Here is a 21,019-nt window from a genome sequence, read left to right on the forward strand (position 1 = left end):
CGTGAACAGCTTAGGGTTTTAAATAACCTGAAAGCTGTTGGAAGTCTGCTTCAATTGCAGCTAGGGCTTTTTGCTCCATATATCTAAACTGCTTTAAAATATCAAAGCCAAAAGCGGTGACGATCGCCCCACCACCTGATTCGCCACCTTTATAGGTTTCAACCAAAGCCGAAGCATAAAGTTGATTCATGGTTTCTACCAGTTGCCATGCGCGACGATAGCTCATGTTCATTTTTTTAGCTGCTTGAGAAATGGAACCTGTCGCTTGAATGGCTTCGAGTAAGTCCGCTTTTCCAGGACCAAAAGCAATCTCTTGATCAACCATCAACCTAAGACGTAATTTGAGTTGAGCCATTGTTAAGCCATAATGATCATAAAAAGGAAATCAGTAAAATTTTATAATGAAATACAGAAAAGTTCTAATTTAAAAACAAAAATAAAATTATATTTATATTGTTTAATAAATGATTTATCTTGAGTTAAATCACTAGAATAAGTTGTTGGTTTTAGATTTGTATTGATTGTTAAATGATTTTCTTGTATTAAATATAATAAACTATTTTAGCTATTAGGTAATTTGAAAATTTATCTTAGATGATGTTGTTATAGGTGAAATTTAAGAATCTTAACTATAATGAGTTTAATTTTGATTAATCATATTAAAATGGTTGGTTTTAATGGGTCGAAATTCTAAATAAATAGTCAATTTTAGGTGTCTTCTTTTTGTTCTATCTCATTATTTCTATAGTGTTTTTTTTACATTGTTTTTGATGACAAAAAAGCAATCGCAAAATGATAAGAAAATAAATAGGCCGATTTGTATATTTTAAAGTATGAAAGTCTAGTTTTATTTTATTGGTCAAATAATTGAATTTTATTTGTATTTATTCTGAAGATTACATTGTTTCGGATTTTATAAATATGAATGAGTTTATTTGTATTGGGCCAACTCTTGCGAGATACTTTAAATGGCTAATGTAAAGATTGTATCAAAAAAAACTCATGAAATTCTTTTGGAGGGTCAAAAAGATAGTTTAACGCTTTTAGAACCTTCTGTGGTTCTATTGCAGGTTGATATTAAGGATGTGAACCGAATTGAAAAAGATGGCCGAAATGTCAAAGTCACATTAAAATCAGGTGAAGTCATTATTATCTCTGACTTCTTCGATTCGAATGGTTCAGGCGATTCAAGTAAAAATACATTAGCATTCGAAAATGGGTTGTGCATTTAAAAAAATTAGAAAGCATTTTTATTTTTATTGATGATTTGGGGAAATGTTGTATGGAATATATTACTTATCTAGTAATTGGACTGGTGTTGATTGCAGTAGCATGGTCTTTTTTTCAAAAACCTAAACCAGAGGGAAACAAGGCCTCACCAGCGATCTTGTGGATGAACGGAACATACGCTGTACTTTTAACGCTGAATCAACGTAATTTGAATTATGTATTTGGCGGCGTAGCCAAAAAAAAGCAAACCACTGAACTGGCTAAACAGAACCTGATCAAACATTGGGGGATACATGATTTAGAAGAAGGCAATGCCATGATTGCTGAATTGACCAGTGAACGGGGATTACATAATGCGCTGCTTTTAAAATATGTAGATGAAATGCAACTCTTGGGACTCAGCCGACAGGATTTTGAAAGACATAATCAAAAAATTACATCGAATATAAAACATCAACTATTAGATCGTGTAAGTTTTGATGCAACACAGGAATTTGCAGACCAAGCAATATTGGCATGGGATTTTGGTCGTGCGGTATATCTTTTATCTGATTTTTATCTTGCAGGCATGATCACTAAGGAAGATGCACTCCAACGCTCAATGGCGATTTGTCAGAAAATTCAGCAGTTATTTAACTCATGGCATGATTTTAATCGTAGCTATCTTTATGGTTTTCGATTTTGGTTGTATTCCACAGAGACCGAGCTGAAATTAACAGCCGATCAGAATACAATTAAAATCATTGAAAAACTTGAGAAGCAAGCTCATAGCCCTTTTCAACTGGATTGGAATATGAGATTGGAAAAAGATTGGTAATTTGAATCACAATGCGGTCATTGTAGATTTAAATCGAGATATCCATTGAGTTGGTTTATCTAACACATTGATAAATGAACTGTATTGAGCACTATTGATCTATCCAGAGCAAAAGCCTTTATCACATGATGAGGGCTTTTGGCATTTAGAGGCTAAGCATCGAAGCTGTATTTTTCGATCCACTTTATTTTTAACTGTACTGAATCGTCAGAATCAAGCATATTTCAACGCTAAGCTTTAAAAAAAAAGCTTGGTGAGTTTAATCTGTTCTGATGATAAAACTGATTATCCTAATAATAAAACGATCTTTTTCGATGGACATCTCATTTGCTGATCAAAAAACATTTAAAATCAAATGAGCTGGAAACTGATGAATCGCTGATATGTGAGCTTAATATCTTGATCTAGCCGATGTTTATCATTGTAAAGATAGTTTTATAGCTTCACGATCAATATCCTGACCCATTAAAACCAAGGAAATGACATGCCAGATGCAGTAAAAATGCAACGAATAATGGCAATGACCATCGCGGCTTTTGGCGCGATTGTGAGTAGTACATTTCCTTTGTCGATTATTTTTGCGCAGCAAGATATTGCAGGTGCTTTTGCAGTGACCTCGCAGGAAGTGGGTTGGGTGGTGACCCTATACAATGTTGGACAAATACTGGGTTTACCGATTGCCTTTTTACTTTCAGGAGCCTTTGGTCGTCGACGTGCCATGATGATTGCAGGACTGGGTTTTATTCTGAGTTCTTTGTTGATCGTAATGACTCATTCTTTTGCCGTGATGTTGTTTTTACGGATCCTGCATGGTTTTTTTGCAGGCATGTTACCGATTTTAATGTTTATTATCCTGTTTTCTACCCATCCTGCGGGTCTGATTCGGACGCGTGGCTTAACTTATTTTGCACTTGCCACTGCGATTGGAATTGGCGTATCTGCATGGTTAGGCAGCCTTTTTCTGTATAGCGAAAACTGGCATTTGCTGTTCATTATTCCCGCGCTAGGGATTGTTGCTTATGTCATTCTTGCCAATTTTTTGTTTAAGGAAGATCCGATTCGACTTGAAGCATTTAAGTTGTTTGACTGGGTGGGTTATTTACTGATTTCGGCGGGTCTCAGTTTAATCGTGATGGCTTTGTCAGAAGGTGAGCGACATTTCTGGTTTGAAGCATGGTGGATTAGCGCCAGTTTTTTGGCAGGTTTTTTGTTGATGGGCTTTGCGATTATGCATTTTATTCGACATGATGCGGCATTGTTCAAATTAACCCTGTTTTATAAACCGTTTAGTTATGCACTTATTTTTCAGGTGATTTTCCGTTTTGGCTCACTGTTTATTATTTGGGTGATTCCTCAGTTCCTAATTCAGCTTTCAGGCTTTCGGATTGAACAAATTGCGGAAGTGCTTTGGCCTTTTTCTGTGGGTACTTTCATAGGCGTGATGACGGCTTATTATCTGAGCCCACGTATTGATCAGCGCATCATGATGTCACTGGCCTTGTGCATTTTGGCTGTTAGTTCACTGTATTGTAGTTTTTCGACTTCACAGTGGGCGATCCATGATTTTCTATGGCCTATTTTTGTGGCAGGTTTAGGGCAGGGCGTATTTTCTTTGGCGACCTTGCATCTGGTGCTATATGACATTATTCCAACGGAAGGTCCCACTTGTGGTATTGGTTTTAACTATGCACGGGTAATTGGTTTGGTGGGTGGTATTGGCATCTTAAATCACTTTATTAATGAACGTGAAAAATTGCATTCTGCCATGATCGGCGAGGGTGTTCAGTTACAAAATGAGCAAACCTTATCAATGCTGGAAAGCATCCGTCACAGCTTGAATACCGCATTAAGTGATCCGTCAGCATTAAATGCTGTGAGCTATGCACAGTTGAATCAACATATTCGGATTCAAGCTTTTGCGATGTCCTATAACGATGCATTCTTGCTGGTATTTTTTATTTTATTTATCGCATCTGCTTGTGTCTGGGTTTTCCCATACAGTAAAGCCATGCATTAACTTTGCCGAGATAAATTCATGACCACAGAAACTATTCAAGCTAAAAGACCGTTTCGTCCTTGGGTGCGTGTTGTGATTGCTTTGGTGATCATGTGTGCGCTTTTTGCGGTGGTATATTTTCTGTATTTTTACTGGAGTGTCAGTAAAAATTCACAGTCTTCTGACAATGCTTATGTCAAAGGCGATCTGACTTATATTGCCAATAAAGTCGGCGGATATGTGACCAAAGTCAATGTCTCGGATAATCAGCATGTCAAAGCAGGTCAGTTACTGGTCGAAATTGATGCAACAGACTATCAGTCTGCGGTAGATCAAGCGCAGGCACGGATTTTGGAAATTCAGGCCAGTCAACATGAGCTAGAGGAAAAAATTAAGCTGGCTCAAGATCAGGTTGAGATATCCAGAGCAGAAATTGCGGCATCCAAAGCTGCTCAGCTTCGTGCGGATAATCATCTCAAACGTACCAAAGAACTTGCTGCAATAGGGGGCATGAGTAAAAGTGAATATGACAAAGCGGTTGAAGACACGGTGAGCCAAACTTCTTTAGTCAATGTTTCTAATATTAAAATCAAAGAATCGCAACAGAATATTCAGGTGTTAAAAGCACAAAATGATTCATTAAAAGCATCGCTGGTCGCCGCCCAAGCCAATTTAGCGCAGGCGGAAAATAATTTGGCTGCCACTAAGCTGATGGCTCCACGTGAGGGAACTGTGGTCTCGCGTAAAGTTCGTGAGGGTGAGTTTGTGAGTGTCGGTAAAAATCTGATCGTGGTTGCTCCCATCCATCAGCTTTGGATTGAAGCGAATTTAAAAGAAACGCAACTTGCTAAACTCGCAGCTGGAGATCGGGTGGAATTTAGTCTGGACGCGATTCCTCATCAAAAGTTCTGTGGAAAAATTGATAGTATTTCACGTAGTAGTGGTGCAGAACTGGCATTGTTACCGCCTGATAATGCCACAGGAAATTTTACAAAAATTGTGCGACGTTTCCCTGTCAAAATCAGCTTTGATCCGCAGCAAAAAGGTCTCGATAAAATTGCGATTGGTATGTCAGCGATTGTTAATCTGGAAGCCAATACAGCAAATCAAAGTTGTAAGAATGCATAAGATTTTAAATGAGACGATAGCCTTTTTTCATATTGCCTAGCGAGCGCATGCCACCGACCAGTGTTTCGATTAACTTTTCAACCACGAGACGCTGGCCTTTGCGTGAAGCATATACCAGTTGTACCATCCCTTCATTGGACTCCCACTCGGGCAAAATATGAATTAATTTTCCCTGTTTAATGTCTTCTTCAACGGTTAGATAGGGTAAATCTGCGATTCCCAAACCATCACAGGCAGCATAGTACACTCCCGCCAGATCATTGCAACGCATACGTGGATTAAAACGAACTTCAACGTGTTGGCTATTTTCATGATGCCTTAAAATCCAGACATAATCCTGTTTCTGATTGCCTAAACCGATACACGGAAAGTCTGTGAGTTGTTGATAGTTTTCGATGTGTTTGCCTTGTAAGACTTCAGGGGCTGCCACCAGACAATGCGTGGTCTTAATCACATCTCGAACAATCAGACTCGAATCTTCAGTCATCTCAAAATTGGTACGAATCGCAATATCAATATCATCATACAAAACATCGACTCGGCGACTGGTCAGCTCTAGTTCGATTTCAACTTTGGGATAAGCTTTTAGAAAATGATTGATCAATTCTCGAATCTGAAAACGCATCATCAATAACGGACAGCTAATTTTGACCAGACCTTGCGGTTCAGTACGTTGTTGTAACAATACATTTTTGGCGCACTCCACCTGTGCAATCACTTTGGCGCATTCTTCATAGAACTCTTGTCCTAACGCAGTGACTTTAAAATGTCGCGTCGTTCGCTGGATTAAATTCACATTGAATTTATCCTCAAGCTCTAAAATGCGGCGGCTGAGCTTGGATTTGGTTATATTTTCAGCTTCACTGGCAGCACTAAATCCACCATGTTTGACCACCAAATAAAAATAATAATAATCATCAAATGAATGCATGTTTCGGCCTCAATCAAACAGGTCGTCTTTGTTTTATTACATACTAAAATAAAATAAGAGTGATTGGCTCACTCTTATTTTTATTCGGATCGTTGGGTTGCAACTTATTTATGATCAGAATGTGTTAAGGCAAAACTGGTCATCAGATTACGATAATCAGGAATATGGTTTGAAAATAACTGACCTAGACCTTCAATGTCATTGCGCCAATCGCGGTGTAATTCACCTGCTGCACCGAACCATGTCATTAATTGTGCGCCAGCCTGAGACATACGATCCCACGCTGCATCGCGAGTAAGATGATTAAATGTACCAGATGCATCGGTAATCACGAAGACTTCAAAGCCTTCTGCCAGTGCAGACAGGGTTGGAAATGCAACACATACTTCGGTGACTACGCCAGCAATAATCAATTGCTTTTTACCCGTGGCTTTCACGGCTTTGACAAAATCTTCATTGTCCCATGCATTGATTTGTCCTGGACGGGCAATATATGGCGCATCTGGGAACAATTCTTTTAATTCAGGAACGAGCGGGCCATTAGGTCCATCTTCAAAACTGGTCGTTAAAATGGTAGGTAGATTAAAATATTGAGCGATGTCAGCTACAGCCAACACATTATTTTTAAATTTATCTGGATCGATATCACGAACCAATGAAAGTAGACCAGTTTGGTGATCAACCAATAATACCGCAGCATCATTTTTATCTAAACGCACATAAGGTTTGCTCATGATTTATCTCCTCTCTTGAGCGGTTGCCAGCCTTTAAAAAAAATAGGCTAGCCAAGTTTTCCATGTTAGATGAGCGAAGATGGGCATTTAAGAAAATTTATTGAGATAAACAATCATAAAAATAGGATATTTTTCTGTAATTTCGGTAAATATTTTCAAATATCTAGTTTTTAAGTCTTGAATTGTCTTAAATATGAGACACTGAGTTTTATGCAGACGGTATCACTTCTATCAGGATCGGCGTAAAATTTGTACAAATGCTAGCCCTGATAGAGGAGTGATGGCAATGAAGAATATTCAAGGTATTTATCAAAACAAACATATGCATTGGGTCGGTGATGGCTTTCCAGTCAACAATCTATTTTCTTATGATCGTTTTGGACAAGCCATTAGTCCATTTTTGTTATTGGACTATGCCGCACCCTATGAGTTTAAACCGACGCATTCACAACGGGGTGTCGGCTCACATCCGCACCGTGGTTTTGAAACAGTGACGATTGCTTATAAAGGCGAAGTGACGCATAAAGATTCAGCAGGTGGTGGTGGAACCATCAAAACAGGCGATGTGCAATGGATGACGGCAGGTGGTGGTATTCTGCACGAAGAATTTCATTCACCTGAGTTTGCAGAGCACGGTGGTTTGTTTGAAATGGCACAGCTTTGGGTGAATTTACCTGCGCATTCAAAAATGACGCCTGCCAAATATCAGGCGATTGAATCGGATCAAATTCCATTAATTTCATTGGATGATGCAGGAAGTTATATCCGCGTCGTTGCTGGTGAGTATCAAACTGCACAAGGGGCTGCCACCACCTTTAGTCCTGTGAATGTCTGGGATGGCTTTATCACTGCGGGTAAAACCCATAAATTTAGCGTTCCTGTAGGACACAATTCACTGTTGGTGGTGATGAGTGGTGATGTCTCGATCAATGCAACACATGAAGTGGGTGAGCGTTCAGTGGTCATTTTTGATCAGGCTGATGTCGATTTTGAATTGACAGCCAATAGCGATGCCAAATTTCTGGTGTTGACTGGTGAACCTTTGAATGAGCCAATTGAAGGTTATGGGCCATTTGTCATGAACAGTAAAAAAGAAATTATTGAAGCCATTCATGACTTCAATAACGGAAAATTTGGTCGGATTAGTACAGAGGCTCAACTCAACCACTAAACCGTGATTATTTTTTCAAATAAGAAAGCCCTTTATCAACCTTGATAAAGGGCTTTTTCGCTGTAATGTGATGATTATCATTTTAAGGTTTTTATAAAAACTTTTTGTGATTTAGTTTGCATTTTTATGGGTTCATCCTATCGCAATTGAAGATGACTGTAAAATCTTTATTGATCGAATGGTTAATTTATCTTGTTTTTTTTAATCAGTTTTTTGAAAAATATAAAATTAAAACTACAATAATTTCAATTATTTGTTTGATAATTATAGTGTGATGTAAATCACATTTTTATTTGATTATTTTTTATTCAAATCGCTAAAAATTTTAAGAAAAACTGGTAGATTTTAATACGGTGTTTTTCATGACGATCAGTCATAATCAAAAAAATTCTCAACTGATGGATCATAATTTTGGATATCGCAATTATCGGTAGCGGAATGGCTGGTCTTGCTACCGCAAGAATTTTAAAAGATGCAGGACATACGGTGACGATATTTGAAGCCCTCTCAGGTCGAGGAATGGATAGCCATAGTATTGAGTTCGAGGACGGAGTGATCGATGCTCCTTTGCGTGTGATGAATCCTTATTTATGGAAGAATACTTTAAGTCTGGCAACGCATTTGGGTATGAAAATGTTTCCAGTACGTACCTATATGGCGTGTAGCTGGTTATTTGAAGACCGTACAGAAACCTGGTTAACCACGAACCGCAGCCGCATTGGAAACTTCCCGATTATCAATAATAAAAAAGGGATTCAACAATATGGTTGGCGTCTGGTGAAAGGAATGTTACAGCTAAAAACTGCGATTAATCAGTTTTTTAAGTCTAAACAACAGGATATTACCTTAGCCGAATTTATTAATCAGAATCATATTGAAGAAGTGTTTTGGCATGGTGCGGTGATGCCTGTGCTATATACCATTTGTACCTGTAATCCTAAAACCATTGGTGAATGGCCTGCAAAACCTTTATTGACTTTTTTGCGTCAACTGACCGATGGTGATGCTTTATTGCGTATGCAAGGTGGAACCCCGGCATTTGTTGATCGTTTGATTGACGGGGTGGATATTCGTAGTGGTTCGGCGATTACTCAGGTCGAGCAACAGGGCGAAAAAGTAAAAGTGGTCAATACTCAAGGCGAACAAGGGTTATATGATCGCGTGATTGTGGCGACGCCCACTTCCAAAGTTGAAGAATTTTTAAATGCTGAACAATTTGCAGATGATATTGCGATCTTAAAACAATTTCGTTTTGAAGATGGCGATCTGGTGATCCATACCGATACATCGGTGATGCCGCCACGTCGCAAAGACTGGTCAGTCCTAAGCTATATGATGGATCGTAAATTTACCCGTCAACAATTTACTGTGTGGATGAATGCGGTTGAACCAACATTGGTGGGTAAAAATCCTGTGTTCCAGACTTGGCGACCTGTTACAGAAATTGATCCAAAGAAAATCATTTCTACTGTGAAATTGACCCGTGCAGTCGTGGACTCCAAAACAGTCGCGTTAAACAAGGAATTGCAACAACGTCACAAAATGCCAAATCGTAAGGTCTTTTTCTGTGGTTCATGGTCTTGCGATGGTTTACCTATTTTAGAATCTGCGGTGACTTCAGCCATGCATATTGCTGAAATTTTTAACGCACCATTGCCGTTTGTAGGGTTAACACCTAAAGTGGAGGTTGCTCCCCAACTCGGCTACTAAATCGATGAAATTACTTCATGCGTTAACGGCTAAACTTCCTCATAAATATGCAATTGATGTTGCACGATTGGGGGATGAACGGACACTCGCATGGAGTAATCTTGGATATTGGGACAATACAACAGATTATAAAACCGCATGTTGCCAGTTAGCAGATCAACTGGCAAACGCAGTTCAGTTAACAGCACAAGATCGTTTACTGGATTTGGGCTGTGGTCAAGGTGCAAGTTTGCAACATTGGATTGAGCACTATCAGGTGCAACAGCTTAGCGCGCTCGAGTTACAGCCAGCACTTATTCAGCAGATTCATCAACATTTACCGCAGTTAGCGCACATTCAGCAGGGTTCATTTTTAGATTTAAATCAGCTTTATTTGCCAGAAGCTTTTAATGTCATCTTGTGTATAGATGCCGCCTACCATAGTGACTTACGACGCTTTTTAAATGCAGTTAAACCCGTGCTAAAAACACAGGGACGTTTGGGTTTTCATTATTTGGTTTTGACGGAGAAATGGCGGCAACTTTCCCGATTTCAGCAACAAAAATATTCTTATTTGCTTAAAGCTGCGGATGTAAATCTGAGTCACATCGCCACGCTTGGCATGACTCGGCTTCAACTTGAACAACACGGGTTTTACCAAGTTAAAAGTGTCGATATCACCGAGTCGGTATTGGGTGGTTTTGCACGGTTTATAGCTTCAAATTCCAATACAAAAAAGGATTTGGCGCAATTTAAAATACAGGCAACCGCAAAATTGTGTGATTACTTGAACAGAGAAGGCATGATTCGTTATATGCAAATCAGTGCAATAAAAAAATAAAAAGAAAATTTTAGGATCAATAGAAGGGGAAATGGTGCCGGCACACGGATTCGAACTGTGGACCTACTGATTACAAGTCAGTTGCTCTACCAACTGAGCTATGCCGGCAACGTGGCGTGAATTTTACCGAAGCCCACGAAAAAAACAAGTCTCAAATGCGTATTTGTTTGAAGATTGAACATCTCACTTGTAAAAATAATCTTGAAGATAGGTTTGGAGAAAAATGTATATTTATGCAACCATGATTTGCTCCAGATTGGATTTGAGCTTGTTGATGCGTTAAAGTTTCGCTATCTAATATGATTCCTCTTCCGAAATCTGGCTGGAGTAAGCCCTCATGGCATTACACGATTTATTAAGCAAATTTGATCTTCCTGTCTCTGAAAATCCTGAAACCAAAGATTATGTATTTAATCACACTATGATTCGGGTGAAAAATCTGCAAGAGTCGATTCAATGGTATGCCAAAGTTTTGGGTTTTGTGCCTGTGTATGAGCAGGTATTTGATGAAGCTGCATTTACCATTGTTTATCTGGTACGTCGTCATTTAAATGAAATTCCTGTAGACGATATTGAGCGTAAACAGTGGGTATTAAGTCAATCAGGGGTACTGGAATTGACCTTAAATCATGGTACTGAAAATGATCCAGAGTTTCATTATCACAATGGCAACAGTGAACCACGTGGTTTTGGGCACTTATGTGTTTCTGTCCCTGACGTGGTTAAGGAATGTGAGCGTTTTGAGCAATTGGGTGTGAATTTTCAAAAACGTCTCAGTGAAGGTCGTATGAATTATGTCGCCTTTATCAAAGATCCAGATGATTACTGGATTGAAATCTTACAGCCAACACCTCTCAGCCATGCTTAATCATCTGGCTATGGCTAGAAATGAATCTGATTATATACTGTTGTATATAAAGATTTTATTGATAAAAACCGATTCATTGAACATATCTTAGAGGTGGAAAAGCGTCCTTTCCTCTCAAGCTTAGAGCTAAAAATGGGAGATCAATTATTTGATCTCCCATTTTTCTTTAGAACTTGCCAAGCTTCTAAGTTTGATTAGATTGTTGAGGTTAGATCGACTACAAGATAAAAAATACTGTAAGCTTTCTTGTCTTGAGATCAATCGTCTAAATATTTATTTTATAATCTAAAAATCAATAAATTAAAGCATGATTTATTATCATTTGGCTGAAATTAGGTATTGGTTTGGTTTTAAGCTAATATAATCAATTAGATCGAAAATAATACAGTTGATTTATAGAACCAGACGTAGTCTTGGGGAGTCTTACTTAAACATGCCAAAGTTAGGTTTCAGCTCTATTCGTCAGCGTTTATTTATGTTTATGACGATGATTATTTTATCGTTATTGTGTATTTGTTTTCCTCTAATGATCAATAGTTATCAGGCATTACAGGCTGCAAAACAAGATTTAATCGGGATTCAATCTTTAAAATTATTGGTTCATACCGCGAATCAAATTTCAAGAGAGAGAGCCTTTGCGAATAAATTGATGTCGAGTCCTTATGCAAATCAAGCTTCGCATCGGCAAGCCTTAGATCTTTATCGAGAAGGTGTGGATCAAGATATTCGTGAAAATGTGATTTTGCTGAGAACGCTTGGTCAGTATCAGGTTGCAGATCGGTTACAGCAAAACATGATGCGAGATCTAAAAATAGCACGTGATCTGGTCGATGATTATGCCGCTCTTCCTGACATTTCACGTACATCGGTTCAATATGACCATGCTGTTCAGGCCATGTTTGCAGCTTGGGATAGTTATCGTGAAATTTTGCGAGCGTTTGTGGTTCAAAGAAATAGTGTTGATAGTCAGCTTTCTGACTATATCACTATGATTTTATTATTATCAGATTTACGTGATCAGGCAGGACGAGTTGCGTCTAATGTGATTGCATCGGTGAGTTTTCACGAAGCAATTCCCGATAATAATCGCGCTCGTTCTCTGCAAACCCAATATCAGGCATTATATCTTTGGAACCTGATTGATACCTTGCAGCCACAATATGCGAAAACCCCTGAATATGAAAAACTGCATGAGCAAGTAAAACATGAGTTTTTGGATGAAGGTGTTGCATTAGTTGGGCAGCTTTTAGATGAAAGCCGTCGCCACGAAGCTTATTCAATGACTGGAACTCAACTTACAGAACGTATTGTGAGTAAATTCACGCCAGTGGTCGATTTACAAAAATATCTGTTGGATATCAGTGTCGAGGTTGCAAAAAAACGTAAAGAAAAAGCTGAACGACAGTTTATTCTGACCTTACTATTGTCTTTTTTGTCCGTTGCAGTCGCATTATTTACGATGCATTATGCGCAAAAACGAATTATTCACCCATTAATTCAAGCAAAAGAACAAATTCTTGAACTTTCAGATGGTGTTGCTGATGGGAATGATCGCCATGAAAATAAAAAAAATGAATTTGCTTTATTGTTTAGTGCCATTAAAAAACTACAACGTATGTTGCAGCAGCGTGATGCACTTGAATTTCAGTTGCGCAACATTGCCAATACAGATGCGTTAACAGGTGTTTCTAATCGACTGGCATTAGATGATTATTTAGTTATTTTGTCACAGCATCCAAAGACCTTATCTCAATTATGCCTAATGATTATTGATATTGATAATTTTAAAGGAGTAAATGATGAGTATGGTCATATTGTCGGGGATCAAGTGATTAAACTGGTGGCTGAAATTCTAAAAGCATCAGTACGCAACTCCGATTTAATTGTTCGTTATGGTGGCGATGAATTTTTGGTGTTGGTTGAAGATATTTCGCTGGAGCATGCTTTAAATCTTGCAGAAAAAATTAGATTTAAACTGAGTAAACAAGCGATTGAAACGTCTGATCTTAAAACGCCGCTTTATGTTTCAAGCAGTATAGGTGTTGCCGTGGGTGCATTGAGCTGGCTAGATCTGTTTCAAAAAGCTGATCAGGCATTATTGAGAGCCAAAGCCAAAGGCAAGAATGTAGTGGAGGGAATATAGCGCTCATAAGCTGAATGGTGTTTTCAAGCAGAACGCTTTATTGCAACTGTCTTGCTTAATGTTAAGTTAGTTGCAACGGGAGTCTATTCAACATCCAGTACGTGATGATACCCATCGGAAAACATATAAAATAAGGCGAAAGGCTGTAAAGTAAAGTGCTCTGTAACGGAATTTTAAATACTTTGACAATCAGTACCACCACTACACAAAAAACAATGGATGCAGCGCTCGCGTAAATATACTTTTTTTCGGGTGCTTTAAGCGTAAAAAGATAACCTAAAATAACAGCGCCTATAAAAGATAATAATCCAGTAGTGACTTGAATATCATCATATTCAAACAGATGGGTAAGTTTTAATATTAAAGTGATTATGAATAAAATAACAAAATATAAAACGCTATATTTTATACATAATCTTAAATAATCCAAAAACATACAGTTCATCACTTTTTCTAAGAGTAGAAGTATAATTTTAATTAAAATTTTGATAATGAGAATTATATTCAATAGGTGGCCGTTAAACAAGATATTTAAACATCTTGATGATCTTGAAATTAGGCTTCTTTTTATTAATTTAAAAATAAAAATAGAGCTATGGGTTTAGCTCTATTTTAGCTTGTTGACTTTTTGGATCACAATGTAAGGCTATTGCAACATCGGCTTTAAGAAACGTCCTGTATGCGAAATTTCAACTTCAGCGACTTGCTCAGGTGTACCTTCAGCAATAATCTGACCACCGCCTGAACCACCTTCTGGGCCTAAGTCGATCACCCAGTCTGCGGTTTTAATCACATCCAGATTATGCTCAATCACCACAATAGTATTACCTTTGTTGCGTAGTTCATGCAAAATGTCCAGAAGCTTGGCAATATCATGGAAATGTAGCCCTGTGGTCGGTTCATCCAGCACATACAGAGTTTTACCCGTATCACGCTTGGCCAGTTCACGTGCCAATTTTACCCGCTGTGCCTCGCCCCCTGAAAGTGTGGTTGCTGCCTGACCTAAACGAATATAACCTAAGCCCACTTGAGTCAGTGTTTCCAAACGGCGGTGAATCACAGGAATGGCATTAAAAAATTCTGCGCCATCTTCGACCGTCATCTCTAAAACATCAGAAATATTTTTACCTTTATAGGTGACTTCCAGCGTTTCACGATTATAGCGTTTACCATGACAGGCATCGCAAGGCACATACATGTCAGGTAAAAAGTGCATGGCGACTTTAATCATGCCATCGCCTTCACATACTTCACAGCGACCGCCTTTGACATTAAATGAAAAACGTCCTGCGGCATAACCACGTGCTTTTGCTTCAGGCGTTTGCGCAAATAATTCACGAATTGGGGTAAATAAACCCGTATAAGTCGCAGGATTCGAGCGCGGTGTACGACCAATTGGACTCTGGTCGATATCCACGACTTTATCCAGATGTTGCAACCCATCAATCGAATCAAATTTTTCTGCGGTCAGCGTGGTTGCACCATTCAATTGTGTTGCGGCTAATGGCAACAAAGTACGGTTGATCAAGGTCGATTTGCCTGAACCGGAAACGCCTGTGACACAGGTCATGATACCGAGTGGAATAGTCAGATCAACATTTTTTAGGTTATGACCTGCTGCGCCAGAAAGCTTGATTTTCTGATCAGGTGTGGGGGATTGCAGACGTTGCTTCGGTACTGCAATTTTTAAAGCGCCCGATAAATATTGACCTGTCAGAGAGTCTGCATGATTTGCCAATTCTTCATAGGTTCCTTCGGCGATGATTTCACCACCATGTATACCTGCACCTGGTCCAATATCAATAATATGATCGGCAGCACGAATGGCATCTTCATCATGCTCAACCACGAGAACGGTATTGCCCAGATCACGCAAGCGAATCAGGGTTTGCAACAAACGGTCATTATCGCGTTGATGCAGTCCAATGGAAGGTTCATCCAGTACATACATCACACCCATTAAACCTGCGCCGATTTGTGAGGCGAGACGAATACGCTGCGCTTCACCACCTGAAAGCGTTTCGGCTGAACGTGCCAAACTCAAATAATTCAGTCCGACACTGACCAAAAAGTGTAAGCGCTCACGAATTTCTTTAAAAATTTTATCGGCAATTTCGCCTTTGGCGCCGTCAAGATTTAAGTCCTGATAATAGCTTTCTGCATCACCAATCGACATGCTAGTAATGTCAGCAATGGTTTTATCCTTGACTTTGACATGGCGTGAAATTTCATTCAGACGTGAACCACCACAAGCGTCACAGGCGGCATTGGATAAATATTGTGCCAAGTCATCACGCACATAATTACTTTCGGTTTCACGATAACGACGTTCCAGATGAGTAATCACGCCCTCAAAAGGAATCACGCGGTTATGTTTGCGACCTCGTTCATCGATATAACTCAGGTCAATTTTTTCCTTGCCTGTGCCATATAAAAATTTCTTTTGTGTGTCTTTATCCAGTGTGTTCCACGGCTCATCCAGCGAATAACCAAAATGTTCAGCCACTTTTTGCAGCATCGAATAATAATACGGACGTTGACGATCCCAGCCACGAATCGCCCCTTGGCTCAAGGACAAATCTGGACTTGGAATCAATTTCTCTGGACTAAAATGACTGCGTGTACCCAAACCATCACAGACGGGACAAGCACCAAACGGATTATTAAACGAGAACATCCGCGGTTCGAGTTCTGCCACCGCACGATCACATTCAGGGCAGGAGTGTTTAGCTGAAAACACCCGATCAGGCTGTTCGTCTTTCATCCACGATAAAATTGCCAGATCACCACCTAAACGCAGCGCCGTTTCAAAGGATTCCGCAATCCGATTGCCTAGATCGTCTCGCACTTTAAAACGATCCACGACCACTTCAATGGTATGTTTTTTCTTTTTATCTAGTTCTGGTGGGCTATCAATATCGATAATTTCCCCATCAACACGCGCGCGAACAAAACCCTGACCTTGCAGTTGTTCAAACAGTTGTGAATATTCACCTTTACGTTCGCGAACTACGGGCGCCAGTAGCATCAAGGCGGTGCCTTCTTCCAGTGCCTTAACCGCATCGACCATTTCAGACACGGTTTGCGCCACCATCGGTAAATCATGTTCCGGACAATAAGGCGTACCGACACGGGCATAGAGTAGACGTAAGTAGTCATAAATCTCGGTAATTGTCCCGACCGTTGAACGGGGGTTGTGGCTGGTGGATTTCTGTTCAATCGCAATCGCAGGACTTAAACCCTCAATGGCATCCACATCAGGTTTTTCCATTTGCGATAAAAACTGGCGTGCATAAGCCGATAGCGATTCAACGTAGCGACGCTGACCTTCAGCGTATAAGGTATCAAAGGCTAAAGAGGATTTACCTGAGCCTGAGAGTCCCGTAATCACCACAAACTTATCGCGTGGAATATCGAGAGACACGTTTTTTAAGTTATGGGTACGCGCACCTCGAATACGGATATGACTTTGGCTCATAAAATGATCCTAAACGAATTTTAAAAAGGTATATATGATAGCGCATGAAAAATGTTCAAGCATGGAATTTACCATTTTATGCGTCAATTTGTGTCGGCAGAAAACAAACAGAATAAACTTTTATACACATGAAGATAAATCCGTTATATTTAGAGTTCTAAAAATGAACTTGATTAAAAAATAGGATAGCGACCATGATTGGTAAAATTCTAATCGCATTCATTGCGCTGCTGCACATTTATATCTTGGTGCTAGAAATGTTTTTATGGGATCGGCCTTATGGACTCAAGGCATTTGGGAATACGCTAGAAAAAGCACAACTCACCAAAGTTCTGGCACAAAATCAGGGTTTATATAATGGTTTTCTAGCCGCAGGACTCATTTGGTCATTGTTTGCTCCTGTAAGTTATGCGGTGCCTTTGGCCACTTTCTTTTTGAGTTGTGTGTTGGTGGCAGGGATCTATGGTGGACTTACAGCAAGTCGCAAAATTATTTATATTCAGGCACTACCTGCATTGCTTGGCTTACTGGCTGTGTACTTATTATAAAAATCTTATGAAAACTTGATCAAGCGAATAAAAAAAAGCACAACTTAAGCTGTGCTTTGGAGTCAATCGGGAGACAGTTTTTGTAATTGTTATTCTTTAGCAAGCCATTGCAAAATCACGTTCAAAAATAGATTCCACTTGTTCAAAGGCAATGCGTTTCGGTTGATTATGCTGCGAAAAAGAATAATGGATGACTTGAGCTTCAAGTTGTGACAGTAATTGTTCATAATCTTGCTCAAAATGCTCTATATCCATAAGATCCATGCGCTGAGGATGATTACAATTATATTTGGCAATAAAATCCAGCATCAATTTTTGTATTTTTCGGTTGGTAAAATAAATCAAATAGGTCGCTGCTGAACCACAATGTAAACAGCCTTTATTGATATAAATTTCTTCGTTTGCATACCAGCATTGGCGCAAGGTAATCATGGCATTCATCGCTTCACTACCTTGAGTTTCTATCAGCATTATGTTCTCCCACACGGTCGTGCCATAAATATTCAAGTTAAGTAAATAATAATCATTATCAAATAAGAATGCTTGAACTTGACCAAAATTGCAAGCCAAATTTGTAAAATTGCATCGTAGATTTTGAGTTGAATACGGCTAGGCTTCTATTTTTTTACAAGAAAAAGGAGTAAGTTCAATAGCATTGTTCCAGTGTTCTTTGTCTCATGATCGGGTTGTTTTTTAAATGCGCCTTAGGTGCGGCTGTGGTATTGCTGATTTCTTTATTGTCCAAAAGCCGATCATTTTATATTGCGGGTTTGGTTCCGTTATTTCCCACTTTTGCACTGATTGCGCATGTGATTGTATTTGGACAACAAGGCGCTGAGGCGTTGCGCAAAACGGCGTTGTTTGGATTGTGGTCGCTGATTCCCTATGCCATTTATCTTGGAACGGTGTATTACCTTGCAGATCGGGTTTCGATTGGGATGTGTCTCAGCTTTGCAACATTGGCATGGGTATTGGCTGCGGCAATTTTGTTATATGGCTGGACGTCTTTTTATTCTGCTTAAGGCTTGAGGTTGAAAATACAATGTTTATTGTCAGCTTAAATTATATCAAACCCCTCAATGAAGTTGATGCGTTGATCCAGCCACATATTGACTGGTTGAACCGATATTTTGCGGAAGGTCTTTTTATTAGTGCGGGGCGCAAACAGCCACGTACTGGTGGTGTAGTCTTGGTCAAAACCATGCCTCGTGAACAACTTGAGCATATTCTACAACAAGATCCTTTTCAGCAAGTTGCAGACTATCAGATTACAGAAGTTACTTTTTCCAAAACGGGGCCGGAGTTTGAGCAACTTCTAAATTGCTGATCGAAGCGATATACCTCTATCAGCATGTAGTGGAATATTCTCAAACGATGTTAAAAGAGAGGCGTCATTGTGTGAGCCCCATCCATTGTCGTTGCTGATAAGCACTATCCCAAAACAACCATTCTAGTTTTGCACCCATGGTATAGGCTGCATGCATTTTGGCTTTGGTGTCATCGTCACAACGCGCCGCAACTTTATCGACAGTGGCAATCACATTGCCCACAGCAGTGTGAAACTCTTCTCCCGAATAAGTATCAATCCAAGCCTGATATGGATTATTCACCACTGATTTTTCTACGTTATCTTTACCCACTTCCGCATAAATCCAGAAACAAGGTAACAACGCGGCTAACACCACTGGATAACTTTCAGACCATGCTGTCGCGGTTAAAAATGAAGTATAGTGATGACAGGCAAGTGTCAGTGGCGTGCTTTCAAATTGCTGTTTGCTAATGTCAAAATGCTGCATAAAGTCATTGTGCAGACTACGTTCTACAATAATTGCGATTTTGGCTGCCTCAGCGAACTGAATCACATCGTCGGCATCAAACGCTTTTGCTGCGGCAACTGCCAAAGCACGACCATAGGCCAATAAATAATGCGCATCCTGAATCACATAATGACAAAAAGCATCGGCAGACAAAGTCCCTGCGGCAAGCTCCTGATTAAATGGAAGATTCAAGGTTTTTTGGTAAAGTTCAATATTATTGTGCCAAAGTTCTTGGGTAAAACTCATCTGTTTTGCTCTAAATTCTAAAGATCATCCGCCCAGACTATAACAAAATTTTGTCATGCGTAGCCGTAGAGATACTTTATTAATTTTGCCTTAAGATTTTACTAAAAAAAGATAAAAGTCATCTGCAAGCACGCTGAAAACGCGCATAATATGCAGCGAAATCCTAATTTTAATATTTTTGATTCAGGGCACGCATGAAGCATTTCCGTTTTTCGATTTTTTTTACCGTGATTTGTTTGGCTTTGTCAGCTTATTGGGGCTATACCCATGGGCCAGAGGCGGGCATTTCGACGATGTTTAAAGCCCTAACCATTACTGCAATCCTAGCGGTGATGGAAGTGTCTTTATCTTTTGATAATGCCGTGGTCAATGCTTCAGTGTTACGCAACTGGGATCATTTCTGGAAAATGATATTTTTAACGGTGGGTATTCTGGTTGCCGTATTTGGTATGCGTTTAATTTTTCCTATTGTGATTGTCGCAGTAACCGCGGATATGGGAATGTTGGAAGTAGTACAAATGGCGCTGAATGATCCTGCGACGTATTCACAGCGTTTGATGGAACATCATCCTGAAATTGCCGCCTTTGGTGGAACATTCTTGTTGATGGTCTTTTTAAACTTCTTCTTTGATGATGGCAAAGATACTCACTGGTTTAGATGGTTAGAATCCAAGCTTTCGCATTTGGCTAGTGTTCCTGCAATGTCGGTATTTATTGCCTTGATTGCTTTGCTGATCATGTCTGCACAAGTGGCAGATGAAAAACGTCTGGTGGTGACCATGGCGGGGATTTGGGGCTTAGTAATCTATATTGGAGTTCAAGTACTCAGTCACTTACTAGGCGGTGAACCTGAAGTGGATGAAGAAGGTAATGCAGTCAAGCATGATGAAAATGGTGCAGTGACGGGAGTGGTAAAAGCTGGTTTCGGTGGATTTTTATATCTTGAAGTTTTAGATGCTTCATTTAGTTTCGATGGTGTGATTGGCGCATTTGCGATTACCAGTGATGTCGTAATTATTATGCTAGGCTTGGCCATTGGTGCGATCTTTGTGCGTTCCATGACGATCTATTTGGTGGAAAAAGGCACACTAGATGCCTACATCTTCCTTGAGCATGGGGCGCATTATGCGATTGGGGCACTGGCTTTTATCATGCTTGCCAGTGGTACGGGCGTCCATGTTCCAGAAGTGGTGACGGGTTTAATTGGGGTGGCATTTATTGTTTGGGCGGTGATTGCATCGATCCAATATCGCAAGCACCAACCATTGAGTTAAGCAAATTTTCAGTCTAATCAACTAAATTAGCAGGGTGTTTTTACACCCTGCTTGTTTTTATGTTCACAAGAAATTGAAGGAATGTAGCGAAGTTTTGATGTGAATACC

General features: G+C 39.6%; 19 protein-coding genes and 1 tRNA gene. 13 read left to right on the forward strand and 7 right to left on the reverse strand.

The features are described from left to right. Positions 1–10: 10 nt before the first annotated feature. Positions 11–355, reverse strand: coding sequence for a winged helix-turn-helix domain-containing protein (locus tag I6L31_RS11455; protein ID WP_004988700.1), 345 nt, complete (start codon positions 353–355; stop codon positions 11–13). A 613-nt stretch (positions 356–968) separates the two neighbouring features. On the opposite strand from I6L31_RS11455, the gene I6L31_RS11460 reads away from it, so the two are divergent. The 4 genes from I6L31_RS11460 (at position 969) to I6L31_RS11475 (ending at position 5,171) form a co-directional block, all read left to right on the forward strand. Next, positions 969–1,232 carry a BapA/Bap/LapF family prefix-like domain-containing protein gene (locus tag I6L31_RS11460; protein ID WP_005000897.1) on the forward strand — a complete coding sequence of 88 codons (264 nt, stop codon included), beginning with the start codon at positions 969–971 and terminating at the stop codon, positions 1,230–1,232. A 50-nt stretch (positions 1,233–1,282) separates the two neighbouring features. After that, on the forward strand, positions 1,283–2,047 hold the full coding sequence (locus tag I6L31_RS11465) for a DUF1266 domain-containing protein (RefSeq protein WP_005000898.1): 765 nt from the start codon (positions 1,283–1,285) through the stop codon (positions 2,045–2,047). 484 nt (positions 2,048–2,531) lie between these two features. After that, the gene (locus tag I6L31_RS11470) at positions 2,532–4,064 is read left to right on the forward strand and encodes an MFS transporter (protein WP_005000901.1); all 1,533 of its coding nucleotides are present in this window, start codon (positions 2,532–2,534) and stop codon (positions 4,062–4,064) included. 18 nt (positions 4,065–4,082) lie between these two features. After that, the gene (locus tag I6L31_RS11475) at positions 4,083–5,171 is read left to right on the forward strand and encodes an HlyD family secretion protein (protein ID WP_005000910.1); all 1,089 of its coding nucleotides are present in this window, start codon (positions 4,083–4,085) and stop codon (positions 5,169–5,171) included. A gap of 4 nt (positions 5,172–5,175) precedes the next feature. Here the strand turns inward: I6L31_RS11475 and I6L31_RS11480 are convergent, their stop codons facing one another. Both I6L31_RS11480 and ycaC read right to left on the reverse strand, forming a co-directional pair. Then, positions 5,176–6,102 carry a LysR substrate-binding domain-containing protein gene (locus I6L31_RS11480; RefSeq protein WP_005000918.1) on the reverse strand — a complete coding sequence of 309 codons (927 nt, stop codon included), beginning with the start codon at positions 6,100–6,102 and terminating at the stop codon, positions 5,176–5,178. Positions 6,103–6,206: 104 nt separating this feature from the next. Then, positions 6,207–6,836: an isochorismate family cysteine hydrolase YcaC gene (ycaC, locus tag I6L31_RS11485; protein ID WP_004992029.1), complete on the reverse strand. Its 630-nt coding sequence runs from the start codon at positions 6,834–6,836 to the stop codon at positions 6,207–6,209. 286 nt (positions 6,837–7,122) lie between these two features. On the opposite strand from ycaC, the gene I6L31_RS11490 reads away from it, so the two are divergent. From I6L31_RS11490 to I6L31_RS11500, 3 genes are all read left to right on the forward strand, one after another. Continuing rightward, positions 7,123–8,007, forward strand: coding sequence for a pirin family protein (locus tag I6L31_RS11490; protein ID WP_005000922.1), 885 nt, complete (start codon positions 7,123–7,125; stop codon positions 8,005–8,007). A 411-nt stretch (positions 8,008–8,418) separates the two neighbouring features. Continuing rightward, the gene (locus tag I6L31_RS11495) at positions 8,419–9,717 is read left to right on the forward strand and encodes an FAD-dependent oxidoreductase (RefSeq protein ID WP_005000926.1); all 1,299 of its coding nucleotides are present in this window, start codon (positions 8,419–8,421) and stop codon (positions 9,715–9,717) included. 4 nt (positions 9,718–9,721) lie between these two features. Further along, positions 9,722–10,537: an SAM-dependent methyltransferase gene (locus I6L31_RS11500; RefSeq protein WP_005000927.1), complete on the forward strand. Its 816-nt coding sequence runs from the start codon at positions 9,722–9,724 to the stop codon at positions 10,535–10,537. A 32-nt stretch (positions 10,538–10,569) separates the two neighbouring features. Here the strand turns inward: I6L31_RS11500 and I6L31_RS11505 are convergent. Further along, a tRNA-Thr gene (locus I6L31_RS11505) sits at positions 10,570–10,645 on the reverse strand. 229 nt (positions 10,646–10,874) lie between these two features. Here I6L31_RS11505 and gloA point away from each other — a divergent pair. Beyond that, entirely contained in the window at positions 10,875–11,405 is a 531-nt protein-coding gene (gene gloA / locus I6L31_RS11510; RefSeq protein WP_005000930.1) for a lactoylglutathione lyase, read from the forward strand. A 433-nt stretch (positions 11,406–11,838) separates the two neighbouring features. Continuing rightward, positions 11,839–13,548, forward strand: a complete 1,710-nt coding sequence (locus I6L31_RS11515; RefSeq protein WP_005000933.1) for a GGDEF domain-containing protein — start codon at positions 11,839–11,841, stop codon at positions 13,546–13,548. Between the two features lie 646 nt (positions 13,549–14,194). Here I6L31_RS11515 and uvrA read toward each other — a convergent pair. Further along, positions 14,195–17,026, reverse strand: a complete 2,832-nt coding sequence (gene uvrA, locus I6L31_RS11520) for an excinuclease ABC subunit UvrA (RefSeq protein WP_005000940.1) — start codon at positions 17,024–17,026, stop codon at positions 14,195–14,197. 194 nt (positions 17,027–17,220) lie between these two features. Between uvrA and I6L31_RS11525 the strand changes: the two genes are divergently transcribed. Beyond that, entirely contained in the window at positions 17,221–17,574 is a 354-nt protein-coding gene (locus tag I6L31_RS11525) for a DUF1304 domain-containing protein (RefSeq protein ID WP_005000944.1), read from the forward strand. 96 nt (positions 17,575–17,670) lie between these two features. On the opposite strand, the gene I6L31_RS11530 is transcribed toward I6L31_RS11525, so the two are convergent. Next, positions 17,671–18,045 (reverse strand): hypothetical protein, encoded by a 375-nt coding sequence (locus I6L31_RS11530; protein WP_005000946.1) that lies wholly within the window; start codon positions 18,043–18,045, stop codon positions 17,671–17,673. A 206-nt stretch (positions 18,046–18,251) separates the two neighbouring features. Between I6L31_RS11530 and I6L31_RS11535 the strand changes: the two genes are divergently transcribed. Then, positions 18,252–18,596: a GlpM family protein gene (locus I6L31_RS11535; protein WP_004992011.1), complete on the forward strand. Its 345-nt coding sequence runs from the start codon at positions 18,252–18,254 to the stop codon at positions 18,594–18,596. 20 nt (positions 18,597–18,616) lie between these two features. After that, the gene (locus I6L31_RS11540) at positions 18,617–18,901 is read left to right on the forward strand and encodes a YciI family protein (protein WP_004992008.1); all 285 of its coding nucleotides are present in this window, start codon (positions 18,617–18,619) and stop codon (positions 18,899–18,901) included. Positions 18,902–18,965: 64 nt separating this feature from the next. Here the strand turns inward: I6L31_RS11540 and tenA are convergent, their stop codons facing one another. Beyond that, positions 18,966–19,637 (reverse strand): thiaminase II, encoded by a 672-nt coding sequence (gene tenA, locus I6L31_RS11545; protein ID WP_004992006.1) that lies wholly within the window; start codon positions 19,635–19,637, stop codon positions 18,966–18,968. Positions 19,638–19,831: 194 nt separating this feature from the next. On the opposite strand from tenA, the gene I6L31_RS11550 reads away from it, so the two are divergent. Further along, a complete protein-coding gene (locus tag I6L31_RS11550) occupies positions 19,832–20,911 on the forward strand; it encodes a DUF475 domain-containing protein (RefSeq protein WP_004992003.1) in 1,080 nt (359 codons plus the stop codon). Positions 20,912–21,019: the final 108 nt, after the last annotated feature.

This window comes from Acinetobacter septicus (assembly GCF_019355975.1).
GTDB classification, from domain to species: Bacteria; Pseudomonadota; Gammaproteobacteria; order Pseudomonadales; family Moraxellaceae; genus Acinetobacter; species Acinetobacter ursingii.

What these genes read in the sequence shown, in the direction of transcription:
- I6L31_RS11455 (WP_004988700.1), bottom strand. Translation starts at nt 355, where the DNA reads ATGGCTCAACTCAAATTACGTCTTAGGTTGATGGTTGATCAAGAGATT.
- I6L31_RS11460 (WP_005000897.1), top strand. Translation starts at nt 969, where the DNA reads ATGGCTAATGTAAAGATTGTATCAAAAAAAACTCATGAAATTCTTTTG.
- I6L31_RS11465 (WP_005000898.1), top strand. Translation starts at nt 1,283, where the DNA reads ATGGAATATATTACTTATCTAGTAATTGGACTGGTGTTGATTGCAGTA.
- I6L31_RS11470 (WP_005000901.1), top strand. Translation starts at nt 2,532, where the DNA reads ATGCCAGATGCAGTAAAAATGCAACGAATAATGGCAATGACCATCGCG.
- I6L31_RS11475 (WP_005000910.1), top strand. Translation starts at nt 4,083, where the DNA reads ATGACCACAGAAACTATTCAAGCTAAAAGACCGTTTCGTCCTTGGGTG.
- I6L31_RS11480 (WP_005000918.1), bottom strand. Translation starts at nt 6,102, where the DNA reads ATGCATTCATTTGATGATTATTATTATTTTTATTTGGTGGTCAAACAT.
- ycaC (WP_004992029.1), bottom strand. Translation starts at nt 6,836, where the DNA reads ATGAGCAAACCTTATGTGCGTTTAGATAAAAATGATGCTGCGGTATTA.
- I6L31_RS11490 (WP_005000922.1), top strand. Translation starts at nt 7,123, where the DNA reads ATGAAGAATATTCAAGGTATTTATCAAAACAAACATATGCATTGGGTC.
- I6L31_RS11500 (WP_005000927.1), top strand. Translation starts at nt 9,722, where the DNA reads ATGAAATTACTTCATGCGTTAACGGCTAAACTTCCTCATAAATATGCA.
- gloA (WP_005000930.1), top strand. Translation starts at nt 10,875, where the DNA reads ATGGCATTACACGATTTATTAAGCAAATTTGATCTTCCTGTCTCTGAA.
- I6L31_RS11515 (WP_005000933.1), top strand. Translation starts at nt 11,839, where the DNA reads ATGCCAAAGTTAGGTTTCAGCTCTATTCGTCAGCGTTTATTTATGTTT.
- uvrA (WP_005000940.1), bottom strand. Translation starts at nt 17,026, where the DNA reads ATGAGCCAAAGTCATATCCGTATTCGAGGTGCGCGTACCCATAACTTA.
- I6L31_RS11525 (WP_005000944.1), top strand. Translation starts at nt 17,221, where the DNA reads ATGATTGGTAAAATTCTAATCGCATTCATTGCGCTGCTGCACATTTAT.
- I6L31_RS11530 (WP_005000946.1), bottom strand. Translation starts at nt 18,045, where the DNA reads ATGCTGATAGAAACTCAAGGTAGTGAAGCGATGAATGCCATGATTACC.
- I6L31_RS11535 (WP_004992011.1), top strand. Translation starts at nt 18,252, where the DNA reads ATGATCGGGTTGTTTTTTAAATGCGCCTTAGGTGCGGCTGTGGTATTG.
- I6L31_RS11540 (WP_004992008.1), top strand. Translation starts at nt 18,617, where the DNA reads ATGTTTATTGTCAGCTTAAATTATATCAAACCCCTCAATGAAGTTGAT.
- tenA (WP_004992006.1), bottom strand. Translation starts at nt 19,637, where the DNA reads ATGAGTTTTACCCAAGAACTTTGGCACAATAATATTGAACTTTACCAA.
- I6L31_RS11550 (WP_004992003.1), top strand. Translation starts at nt 19,832, where the DNA reads ATGAAGCATTTCCGTTTTTCGATTTTTTTTACCGTGATTTGTTTGGCT.